7 protein-coding genes and 5 pseudogenes are annotated in these 10,169 nt (G+C 52.9%); 8 read left to right on the top strand and 4 right to left on the bottom strand.

Features of this window, described 5'->3' with window-relative positions; all coding sequences use genetic code 11:
- On the top strand, positions 1–917 hold a 917-nt coding region (gene pncB, locus VU18_RS19730), incomplete at its 5' end, for a nicotinate phosphoribosyltransferase (RefSeq protein ID WP_047757928.1).
- 144 nt (positions 918–1,061) lie between these two features.
- Here the strand turns inward: pncB and pepF are convergent.
- The gene (pepF, locus tag VU18_RS07850) at positions 1,062–2,918 is read right to left on the bottom strand and encodes an oligoendopeptidase F (protein ID WP_047757900.1); all 1,857 of its coding nucleotides are present in this window, start codon (positions 2,916–2,918) and stop codon (positions 1,062–1,064) included.
- A 93-nt stretch (positions 2,919–3,011) separates the two neighbouring features.
- On the opposite strand from pepF, the pseudogene VU18_RS19725 reads away from it, so the two are divergent.
- Positions 3,012–3,182: pseudogene (locus tag VU18_RS19725) on the top strand (oxidoreductase); the annotation flags it as partial.
- Here VU18_RS19725 and VU18_RS07845 read toward each other — a convergent pair.
- A pseudogene (locus VU18_RS07845) lies at positions 3,171–3,440 on the bottom strand (threonine/serine exporter family protein); the annotation flags it as partial. The pseudogenes VU18_RS19725 and VU18_RS07845 overlap by 12 nt on opposite strands.
- Before the next feature lie 374 nt (positions 3,441–3,814).
- On the opposite strand from VU18_RS07845, the gene VU18_RS07840 reads away from it, so the two are divergent.
- From VU18_RS07840 to VU18_RS19710, 6 genes and pseudogenes are all read left to right on the top strand, one after another.
- Positions 3,815–4,012 carry a hypothetical protein gene (locus VU18_RS07840; RefSeq protein WP_033005152.1) on the top strand — a complete coding sequence of 66 codons (198 nt, stop codon included), beginning with the start codon at positions 3,815–3,817 and terminating at the stop codon, positions 4,010–4,012.
- Positions 4,013–4,183: 171 nt separating this feature from the next.
- Positions 4,184–5,362 (top strand): RNA-guided endonuclease TnpB family protein, encoded by a 1,179-nt coding sequence (locus VU18_RS07835; RefSeq protein WP_047757899.1) that lies wholly within the window; start codon positions 4,184–4,186, stop codon positions 5,360–5,362.
- Between the two features lie 182 nt (positions 5,363–5,544).
- Complete coding sequence (locus VU18_RS07830) at positions 5,545–6,285, top strand: aldo/keto reductase family oxidoreductase (RefSeq protein ID WP_369793565.1); 741 nt, start codon at positions 5,545–5,547, stop codon at positions 6,283–6,285.
- A 12-nt stretch (positions 6,286–6,297) separates the two neighbouring features.
- A pseudogene (locus VU18_RS19720) lies at positions 6,298–6,603 on the top strand (DNA topoisomerase III); the annotation flags it as partial.
- 1 nt (position 6,604) lies between these two features.
- Positions 6,605–7,799, top strand: a pseudogene (locus tag VU18_RS19715) (DNA topoisomerase); the annotation flags it as partial.
- A gap of 3 nt (positions 7,800–7,802) precedes the next feature.
- On the top strand, positions 7,803–8,454 hold a 652-nt coding region (locus VU18_RS19710), incomplete at its 5' end, for a type IA DNA topoisomerase (protein WP_236687323.1).
- 75 nt (positions 8,455–8,529) lie between these two features.
- Here VU18_RS19710 and VU18_RS07820 read toward each other — a convergent pair.
- The gene (locus VU18_RS07820) at positions 8,530–8,973 is read right to left on the bottom strand and encodes a GNAT family N-acetyltransferase (protein ID WP_014195907.1); all 444 of its coding nucleotides are present in this window, start codon (positions 8,971–8,973) and stop codon (positions 8,530–8,532) included.
- 122 nt (positions 8,974–9,095) lie between these two features.
- Positions 9,096–9,976 (bottom strand): annotated as a pseudogene (locus VU18_RS07815) (glycerophosphodiester phosphodiesterase family protein).
- Between the last annotated feature and the right edge of the window lie 193 nt (positions 9,977–10,169).

Raw genomic sequence — 10,169 nt, 5'->3', positions numbered from 1 at the left:
CATCGAACGTGCGCGCCGGGAAGCTGTTTGGCATTCCGGTCGCCGGAACGCACGCCCATTCGATGATTCAAGCGTATCAGGATGAATACACCGCCTTTTTGAAGTATGCACGCCGTCATAAAGACTGCGTATTTCTCGTCGATACGTACGATACGTTGAAGTCCGGGGTGCCAAACGCCATTCGCGTCGCGAAGGAGCTGGGCGACCAAATCAACTTTATCGGCATCCGCATCGACAGCGGCGATCTCGCCTATTTGTCGAAGGAAGCGCGGAAAATGCTCGATGAAGCCGGATTTCCGAACGCGAAAATTTTCGCCTCGAACGATTTGGATGAAGATACGATTTTAAACTTGAAGTCGCAAGGGGCGAAAATCGATGTGTGGGGGATCGGCACAAAGCTCATTACGGCGTACGATCAGCCAGCGCTCGGCGCCGTGTACAAAATGGTGGCGATTGAAAACGAACGCGGTGAGATGGTCGATACAATCAAAATCAGCGGCAATCCAGAGAAAGTGACGACGCCGGGGCTGAAGCGGGTGTACCGCATCGTCAACAAAATCAACCATAAAGCGGAAGGCGACTACATCGCCTTAGAGAGCGAAAACCCGCAGCAAGAAGAGCGGCTGAAAATGTTCCATCCGGTGTACACGTTCATCAGCAAATTCGTCACCAATTTCGAAGCGCGTGATTTGCATGTGACGATCTTCGACAACGGCCGGCTCGTGTATACGTCGCCCCCGCTTCCGGACATTCAAGCGTATGCGAAAGAAAGCTTGCGCTTGTTTTGGGAGGAGTACAAACGGACGCTCAATCCCGAGCAATATCCCGTCGATTTGAGCCAAGCGTGCTGGGACAATAAGATGGAAAACATCCGCAAGGTGAAAGAAAAAATTGCAGGTGCATCTTTAAGTGAATAAACCGCCTTGGCTGCGGGGCAAGCGCATGGTGTCGCTTTGCGCGCGATCGACCGCCTTAACCGGTTCGGCGCGTTGCAGCGCAAAGCGATATTCTTTTTTCCGCCGCAATAACAAAGGTGTCCCGAACGGCGCGGGACACCTCTTTCATGTAGACCGCTGACGGTTTTGGCTTGGCAGCTGTCGATCGAGTTCGTCAACGAGTTCGGCGAAATGACCTAAGACCCGCTCGATCGGTTCGGGGCTTGTCATATCCACTCCGGCTCGCTTGAGCAGACGGATCGGATCATCGGATGCGCCGGAGCGCAAAAATTGTTTGTACCGCTTCACCGCCTTGCCGCTTGTATCGGTTTGGATGTCGCTCACAATGGTGTACGACGCCGCGAGCGAAGTGGCATATTTGTATACATAAAAGGCGTCATAAAAATGCGGGATGCGCAGCCAGCCGCGCGCGGCGCCGGGATCGGCGGCGTACGCCGGGCCGTAATACGTTTTGAGCAGGCCAAGCCAAAGATGGTTCAGTTCGTCCGCTGTCAGACTGCCGCCTTGGCGCACTTTGTCATGAATCATCCGTTCAAATTCGGAATACATCACTTGCGTGTACAACGTGCCGCGGATTTGCTCGATTTGTTCGATGAGCAGGCGGAGTTTTTCTTCTTTTGTTTTCGCCTGTTTGTACAAATAATCGAGCATGAGCCATTCGTTCGCGGTCGAGGCGACTTCGGCGGTGAAAATCGAATGACCGGAATAATGGTACGGCTGCGCGCGGTTCGTGTATACGGAATGCATGGCGTGCCCAAGCTCGTGGGCCATCGTCAATACGCTGTCGAGCGAACCGTTGTAATTGAGCAAGATGAACGGATGGGTGTCATACGCTCCCGTGTTGTAGCCGCCGGTATATTTTTTCGGGCGCGGGAAGACATCAAGCCATCGTTCTTGAAACGCTCGGTGCACCTGTTTGATATAGTCGGCGCCGAGCGGCTTGAGTCCTTCCACTATGAGCGTCTTCGCCGTTTCGACCGGAATCGGTTTCATTGTTTCGCCGACGAGCGGCACGTACAAGTCATAGCTATGGACGCGGTCAAGCCCGAGCGCGCGCCGCCGCAGTTCGACATAGCGGTGAAGCGCCGGCAAGTGGCGGCGAGTGGCGGCGATCAAGTGATCGAACACTTCCTTTGGTACGTCATCGGCGGCCAGCGCGGCGGCAAGGCCGGATGGATAGCGGCGCACGTTCGCATACAATTCATCCGCTTTGACCGAGGCATACAGCGTCGCGGCTGCGGTTTGTTCCATGGCTTCATAACTTTTGGCTTTCGCTTCAAACGCCGCCTTTCGATAGCGGCGGTCCGGGTGCTCGAGCATGGCGGCGTATTGGTCGTCGGTCAATGTCACTGTCTTTCCGTTCGGCATCTTGACAGATGGCGGCTCGTAATCGCCGCGGGCGGCGTGGTCATAAATGTTCTCCGCTTCGCCGAGCGCCGGCGATAGTTTCGCGAGCAGCTGTTCTTCGCGTTTCGTGAGCGTATGCGGCTTTTGCTCACGCAACTCATGGAAGTAATAGCGGTACGCTTTCAGCGGTTTGCTTTTTTGGAGCTTCCTGAGCGTCCGCTCGGGTAGGGCGAGCAGTTCCGGCTCGATAAACGCTGTTTTCGCCGCATATTGGGCGGCGAGCGCTTCCACTTTTGCCCCGAGCCGGGCCGCCGTTTCATCTTCAATGTTGATATCGCGTTTTAAATGGGCGTAAAGCGACAGTTTTTCGAGCTTGCGGGCCGTTTGTTCGTTTAGGGCGAACAGTTTGGCGATCGTCTTCGCATCGTCAAGCTTCCCTTCAAACGCCGCCAGTTTCGGCAAGGCGTTTTTCACCGTCTTGTAGTCGCGCATCCATTCGTGTTCGGATGGGTAAATGTCGGCCACATTCCATTCGTATGCAGTTTCGGCGGCTGATGTCGGCCATGGGGAGGCCAAAAGAAGCACGGCGGCGAGCCCAAGAAGCCAGCGCTTCATATCATCACGTCCTTTCCGTTTTTTCCTCTTGTTGGTAGTATGCGCAAGCGGAACGATTTTAGCCAAAACCAAAAAAAGAAAGGGAGACGATCAATGGAACGAATCCGTTTAGCGGACGATTTGACTTTTTCCCGCCTCATTCACGGCTGTTGTCGGCTTGCGGACTGGGGCTATTCGCGCGAGCAGCTGCTCGGGCTCATTGAATTTTGTCTTGAGCGCGGCATTACGACGTTTGACCATGCTGATATTTACGGCGACTACACGTGAAATATCGTTCACGACCGCCACTTTCGCTAAATCAGTCGAACGCTCGGAAATGCGGATCAATCTGGTTGAGTCTGTCCCTTCAACAGAAAAAATAATGGCCGTTGGTGTGACATAACCATGGGAGCGCGGCATGCCAAACGAAGCAGCGATGCGCGTCATTGTATCTTCCACCCGATACGTCTCTCCGCCGCTTTCAAGCATCAATTTTCCCGCTAATAAACAAACCTCAACAATATCATCCACCCGCTCCGTCATAACCGGTTTGCTCCTTTCGTTTTCGCTCGGCATGGCATTGGCCATCCCGTTTTCCCCTGCCGGGCGCTCATCGCAAAAACAAACTCCCACCAAACAAATTGGCAGGAGCCGCCTCGGATATCGTCTTTGTCAAACTTGTTTCCATTATAGCAAACAAGCGGTTGACTGCCAAACCGTGAAGGAACTCTCACCATTTCCCTTTCTTTCCTATTTTTCTGTTTCTTTCGCCTGATTTTTCGCTCTCACAGTCGAAAAATAGCGCACCGGCGGAAGACGAGACAGCGGTTCAACAAAATGAACAAACGAACACCAGCACAAAAATAGAAACGAACTCGTCCCCCACGCAAGCGATCAAGATAGAAACAAAAGGGAATATGTACCATAAAACTGCTGCCAGCGCCAAAGCAAACGGTCAAAAACACCAAGCGGCGGTTGCTGTGAACAAACAAACAGAGTCTCGTGTCTCGGTTTCCCATTCACAACAACTGAAGCAGGCAGCTGCACCGCAAGTGAAAGCCGACCATCCGGCAGGCCAAGGGAAACAGAACAAGCAAGAAAACAATAGAAAATGAGTTCCGAATGACATACTCCCGCCACCTGCGTATTATGAGTTCTTCATTTAACATAAATCAGCCAGAAGTCCCCCACCTCTACAGGTGGGGGATGAATGGCGTTCGGTTTTTCTGTTTTTCTCTTTCTTCTTTGGATGGCAATAGAATACAATAAACATAGGAGGTGAAACCATGTATCGAACGCTGAAAACCCGTTTTCGGGCAAAGAAAGAAGTTATCCAAAAACTATTTGAATGCAATCGTATCTCCGCAGAAGTTTGGAACGAATGCCTTCGTTTGGCAAAAGAACATCATTTGGAAACAGGAAAATGGATAACCAAAACGGAACTGCAAAAAGCAACAAAAGGTCGTTTTTCTATCCACAGCCAAAGCATCCAGGCGGTTGTGCATAAATATATCTTTGCCCGTGATGGGGCAAAAGAAGCACGGAAAAAAGGAGAAAAAATCAAATATCCATACAAAAAGAAAAAACATTTCAACACGAAATGGGCAAAAGATGGGTTTGTTTTGCATGAAGACGGAACGTTGGAACTGTCGCTAGGAATTTGGAATCGAAAACGACAATCTCCTTTGGTGGTGAAAATCGACAAAGAGAAACTTCCAAACGGAAAAGTCAAAGAAATCGAGTTGGTCTATGACCGTGGTTTGTGGCTTTGTTTATCGTATGAAGATGGGAAAAAACCAAAAGAAAATCCATGTAAAAACCGTGTTGCTATTGACCCAGGGGAAATTCACACCATCGCAGCCATTTGTGAAAATGGGGAAAGCCTCATTATCACGGGAAGAAAAATAAGAAGCATTCATCGGTTGAGAAACAAGAAATTAAAAGAACTGCAAAAACTCATGAGCAGATGCAAAACAGGCTCCAAACAATGGAAAAAGTACAATCGGGCGAAACAATATGTACTTTCGAAATCAGAGGCACAACTAAAGGATGCACTGCACAAAACCACGAGACAATTTGTTCGTTGGTGTTTGGAAAACCAAGTGAAAGAAGTCGTCATTGGAGATATCGAAGGAATCCAACGGAATACGAAAAAGAAACGAAACAAAAAGACCAATCAGAAATTATCCAATTGGTCGTTTGGAAAATTATTTGATTATCTCAAATACAAATTGAATGCCGAAGGAATTCAAATCGAGAAAAAAGATGAAAGTTATACCTCGCAAACATGCCCTGTTTGCGGGAAGAAAAATAAATCTTCTTCTAGAAATTATACATGTCAATGCGGGTACAAACGACACCGTGATATCCATGGGGCAATGAATTTATTTGCCAAAGTATATTATGGTGAAATCCGCCCATTGGAATTTACGGTCAAACCGTTTACGTATCGACGGATTGCTTAGGTATGAAGTCGTAGATGGCGAGTTCCCGCCCTTGAGTATCATGGATACTCATGTTGCCTGTGGCTCCCAACGGGACGGGTGCCAGGTGTTGCCTGCAGATAGGCTGCCAACCAGCCTATCATGCATCCACCTCCGAAGGGGAAACAGGAAACCCCCACTTCGATAAGTGGGGGAGGTTCATGATGAGAAAGGGGCTGACCCAAAAGGAATCGCGCTTTGGCGAAGCGCTGGCGTTAAAGCCAAGCTTGCGCGGTCAGATCGAGATTGTGACGAAATGCGGCATCAAGCGGCCGCCAAAATACGGGATGAAATTATATGATACAAGCAAAACCCATATCATCGCCTCGGTCGAGCAGTCGCTCGCCAATTTCCGCACGGATTATATCGATGTCTTGCTCATTCACCGTCCGGATCCGTTCATGAATCCAGAAGAGGTGGCCGAGGCGTTTTGCCAGCTGAAACAGGACGGAAAAGTGCGCTATTTCGGCGTCTCGAACTTTAAACGTTCGCAGTGGGAAATGCTTCAGTCGTATTTGCCGTTTCCGCTCGTGACCAACCAAATCGAAGTATCGGCGTATCGGTTGGAAAATCTTGAAGACGGCACAGTTGACCTTTGCCTTGAGAAGCGCGTTCCGCCAATGGTATGGTCGCCGCTCGCCGGTGGAGCGATTTTTTCCGCTGACGATGACCGGGCGGTGCGGCTGCGCGGGACGTTTGAACAAGTGCGGGGTGAGGTGGGCGCTGAGACGATCGACGAAGTGCTGTACGCGTGGCTCCTCGTTCATCCAGCGCGGATGATGCCGATTGTCGGCTCGGGGAAACAAGAACGCATCGAGCGGGCGGTGCGGGCGCTGTCTTTGTCGCTTTCCCGCGAGCAATGGTTCGCCATTTTGCAAAGCTCCATGGGGCATGATGTGCCGTAAGGGGAAAGGGCGATGAAAGTCATTATCGCGGAAAAGCCGGACCAAGGGGCGACGCTCGCCTCGATTTTTCGGACGAAAAAACGGCAAGGCTATATCGAAATTTTGCCGAATGACTTGTTTCCCGACGGGGCGTATATGACATGGGCGATCGGGCATTTGTTCCAGCTCGCCCCGCCGGAGCGGTATCGGCCGGAGTGGAAGCGATGGACGCTCAACACGTTGCCGATCATCCCGGAACGGTTCGAGTATGAGATCGAAAAAGCGAAGGCGAAACAGTTTCAAGTGGTCAAGGAACTGTTGCGAAAGCCGGAAGTGACGNAAATCATCCATGCCGGCGACGCGGGGCGCGAAGGGGAGCTCATTGTGCGCAACCTCATCCGCCTAAGCGGCGTGAACAAGCCGATGAAGCGGCTTTGGCTGTCGTCCTTGACCCCGAAGGCGATCGAGGAAGGGTTCCGCCGCCTGCTCGATGAGCAGACGACGCGCCCGCTCTATGAGGAAGCGTACGCTCGCGCCTGCGCGGATTGGCTCGTCGGCATGAACGCCTCGCGCGTGTACAGCCTGTTGCTGAAAGAGCGCGGGATGAATGATGTGTTTTCCGTCGGGCGCGTGCAGACGCCGACATTGGCGCTGATCGTCCGGCGTGAACGGGAAATTGAGCAGTTCCGCCCTGAACCGTTTTGGGAAGTTGTCGCCTCGTTTGTCATTGGCGACAAGCGTTATGAAGGAAAATGGACGGATAAAAACGGCCAAACGCGTCTTGGGGACGAGGAGATGGCGAAAAAGATCGCTGCCTTTTGCCAAGGAAAACGGGCGGAAGTCGCCGACGTCCGCACGGAGCGGAAAACGTATCAGCCGCCCCTGTTGTTCAACTTATCGACGCTGCAGGCGACAGCGAACAAGCTGTACCGCTTCTCGCCGAAAAAGACGCTTGATGTGCTGCAATCGCTCTACCAAAAAGGGATCGTTTCGTACCCGCGTTCCGATTCGATGCATGTGACGAAAGGGGAAGCGGAAACGTTCCCTGCCATTTTGCAAAAGTTGTCATCGTTTCCAGCGTACGCGCCGTATTTTCCGCTGCCGCAGCCGTCGATTTTACAGAATAAGCGTTATGTAAACGAGAAAAAAGTCACCGACCACTACGCGATCATCCCGACTGAACAAGTTGTTGCCCCGGAGAAGCTGTCGGACGACGAGCGGAAGGTGTATGATTTGGTCGTCCGCCGCTTGATTGCCGCCCACCACCAGGCGGCGGTCATCGATTATACGACCGTCACGACGCTCGTTGACGGTCGGGCTCGCTTCGTTTCGAAAGGAAGGCAGGTCGTCGAGGAAGGATGGCGCGCGGTCATCCGCCCGCATGAGGAGGAGAAAGATGCTGCGCTGCCTCCCCTTGAGCGAGGGGAGGCGGGGAAAGCGGCCGCTGTAAAGGTGAAAGAAGGGAAGACCGAGCCGCCGAAACGGTATACAGAAGGCGAACTCATCACCTTGATGAAAACGGCGGGAAAATTTTTNNNCGATGAGGAACTGGAAAAAGTGCTCGCCAAAACGGAAGGGCTTGGCACGGAAGCAACAAGGGCGGCGATCATTACCATGCTGAAAGAGCGGAAGTATATTGAAGTGAAAAAGAACCTCGTGTACGCGACCGACAAGGCGAAAGTGTTGATCGAGGCGCTTGGCGGCACGATCCTCGCCTCGCCGGAAATGACGGCGAAATGGGAGCAGCGCTTAAGCGAAATCGGCGAAGGGAGCGCCTCGCCCGCCGCCTTTATGGAACAGGTGAAAAAGTTGGCGCAAAAAGTGGTCGCTGACGCCATCGCCGCCGCGCCGAATTGGAATTTCAGAGGGGTTGACACCGCCTCGATCCAGCGGACAAGGAAGAAAAAAACGATGGGTGAGAAGCTTGGGCCGTGCCCGCTTTGCGGCGGGACCGTCATCGACAAAGGAACGTTGTACGGTTGCGACCAGTACGCGAAAACAAAATGCTCGTTTACGATCTCCAAACGCATTCTCGGCAAATCGATTTCGGCGGCGAATGTGAAAAAGCTGCTGGCGCAAGGGAAAACAAATGTCATAAAAGGGTTTAAAAAAGGCGGGAAAACGTTTGACGCCATACTCGTTTGGGATGAAAACGAGAAGAAATTGTCGTTTCAGTTTCCGAAGCGGTGACGAAGGCAACAGGCGTTGGGGGATGGGAGGTTTGGCGAAAAGGCGGACCGATGGCGGCCCGCCTTTTTTTGCCCTTTACTCCGTTCGCGGCTCTTGAATCCGCTCCATCAACCGCTCCGGCTCGCTCGGCGCGGCAAAGCCGAACTGCCTGTACAGCCCGTGCGCGTCTTTGGTCGCGAGCATCACCTTGCGGACAGCGGCGACATCAGGATGGGCGAGCACGCATGATAACAGCCATTTCCCGAGACCTTGCCCACGGTATGCTTCATCGATGAACACGTCGCACAGATAGGCGAACGTCGCCCGGTCGGTGATGACGCGCGCCATGCCAATTTGCCTGTCGCCGTGAAAAAGGGAAAAGCAGAGCGAATGGTCAAGCGATTTGAGGATCGTTTCGCGGCTGCGCTCATTCGCCCAATACGAGCGGGCAAGGAAGTCAAACACGCGCTCAAGCTGGACGCGGCGGCGGTCCGTCGTCACGGTAAATGGGCCGTTTTCGTAATCGATGATCGTCCACATGATCTGGCCTCCTTTTTCTCAAATGATACACCGAATCGGGTCAAATGGGAACGATTTTCGTTTTTATTAACCATAATAACATTATGTAAACAATAAGCTCCCCCTGGCTCCCTGAAGGCCGGTCAATGGCGGGGCAGACGACGGCAGGCGGCAATGCGGCCAGGGCGGTCTGGATAATCGGTGAACAGGCCGTCAACGCCCATGGCGCATAGGCGAGCGAGATCGTGTGGTTCATTGACGGTATAGACGTGAACAATGAGCCCGCGGCCATGGGCGGCGCGCACCCACTCTTCGGTGACGGCCGAAAGCGGCAAGCCGATGCCATCGGCATAGACGGCGATTTGTTGCAGCAGCTCGTCGCGGCCGCTGTGCGCTTCCTTCTCGCCGACCAATTGAATGAGCCGAATGCCGTGCGGGATGAGCGGCCGGAGCGCTTGCAAGCTTTCCGGGTGGAACGATTGAAACATGACGCGGCGCTGTTGCAGGAAACCGTGTTTTTTCAATAGATGGACGACCGCCTCTTCGATGCCGGGCTGTTTCGTTTCGATGTACAACGGGGCTTCCACACGCTCCGCTTTCAGCATCTGAATCACCTCATCAAGCGTCGGGATGCGCTCGCCGGCAAAGCGTGGATGAAACCACGACCCGGCATCCAGCCGCCTCAGTTCAGCGAACGAAAAATCTTTACCCGCCACGGAGCACGGCGCGGGTAGACCGTTTCGGCATTTGTCGTCCGGGCGAGCGTCGCATCATGCAGAGCAACGAGCTTCCCGTCTTTGGCTGCGCGCACATCGACTTCGATATAGTCCGCCTGCATGCGGGCGGCAAGGCGGTAGGATGAGAGCGTATGCTCCGGCGCGTATCCGGACGCGCCGCGGTGGGCGATGACGGCGGTTTTCGGCTGGCTGGATGGCTGCCAGGCAGCCGCGGCCGCTAAGACGATCGGCAACGATAACAAAAACAATGTGCAAAGATAGAAGCGAAAAACCGTGATCCGGCGCATATACATCTCTCCCCTTCCAGTTATCATATCGGGAAAACAAGTGCGAGGGAAAAACGAGGTGATATAGTGGGGAAAGGATGCTTGTACCGATAGTTTCGCACATCAAGCAAAGGGATATTCAGTTTGATGCATAAAGTGCGTTATCATGCCGCATACTGTAAACGACAACAAAACGTTGGGCTATAGCCAAGCG

The sequence above is a fragment of the Geobacillus sp. ZGt-1 genome (assembly GCF_001026865.1).
GTDB classification, from domain to species: domain Bacteria; phylum Bacillota; class Bacilli; order Bacillales; family Anoxybacillaceae; genus Geobacillus; species Geobacillus thermoleovorans.
The sequence above is the reverse complement of the archived record's forward strand: the minus strand, read 5'-3'. Positions and strand labels throughout refer to the sequence as shown.

What these genes read in the sequence shown, in the direction of transcription:
- VU18_RS07835 (WP_047757899.1), top strand. Translation starts at nt 4,184, where the DNA reads ATGTATCGAACGCTGAAAACCCGTTTTCGGGCAAAGAAAGAAGTTATC.
- VU18_RS07830 (WP_369793565.1), top strand. Translation starts at nt 5,545, where the DNA reads ATGAGAAAGGGGCTGACCCAAAAGGAATCGCGCTTTGGCGAAGCGCTG.
- VU18_RS07840 (WP_033005152.1), top strand. Translation starts at nt 3,815, where the DNA reads ATGTACCATAAAACTGCTGCCAGCGCCAAAGCAAACGGTCAAAAACAC.
- VU18_RS07820 (WP_014195907.1), bottom strand. Translation starts at nt 8,973, where the DNA reads ATGTGGACGATCATCGATTACGAAAACGGCCCATTTACCGTGACGACG.
- pepF (WP_047757900.1), bottom strand. Translation starts at nt 2,918, where the DNA reads ATGAAGCGCTGGCTTCTTGGGCTCGCCGCCGTGCTTCTTTTGGCCTCC.